Origin of the sequence: Shewanella sp. AS1 (assembly GCF_021412565.1) — a bacterium.
GTDB lineage: Bacteria > Pseudomonadota > Gammaproteobacteria > Enterobacterales > Shewanellaceae > Shewanella.
Map to the genome: position 1 here is coordinate 1 of NZ_JAKCLJ010000029.1, position 579 is coordinate 579.

Consider the following 579-nt stretch of genomic DNA (forward strand, 5'->3'; position numbering starts at 1 on the left):
ATCGGGGTTGAGGACAGTGCCTGGTGGGTAGTTTGACTGGGGCGGTCTCCTCCCAAAGAGTAACGGAGGAGCACGAAGGTTGGCTAAGTACGGTCGGACATCGTACGGTTAGTGCAATGGCATAAGCCAGCTTAACTGCGAGACATACACGTCGAGCAGGTGCGAAAGCAGGTCATAGTGATCCGGTGGTTCTGAATGGAAGGGCCATCGCTCAACGGATAAAAGGTACTCCGGGGATAACAGGCTGATACCGCCCAAGAGTTCATATCGACGGCGGTGTTTGGCACCTCGATGTCGGCTCATCACATCCTGGGGCTGAAGTCGGTCCCAAGGGTATGGCTGTTCGCCATTTAAAGTGGTACGCGAGCTGGGTTCAGAACGTCGTGAGACAGTTCGGTCCCTATCTGCCGTGGGCGTTGGATGATTGAAGGGAGCTGCTCCTAGTACGAGAGGACCGGAGTGGACGAACCGCTGGTGTTCGGGTTGTGATGCCAATCGCATTGCCCGGTAGCTACGTTCGGAATCGATAACCGCTGAAAGCATCTAAGCGGGAAGCGAGCCCTAAGATGAGTCATCCCT

1 rRNA gene is annotated in these 579 nt (G+C 55.4%); it reads left to right on the forward strand.

Going from position 1 to position 579, the window contains the following annotated elements:
- Nucleotides 1–579: ribosomal RNA gene (locus LZP69_RS15885) — 23S ribosomal RNA — on the forward strand; the annotation flags it as partial.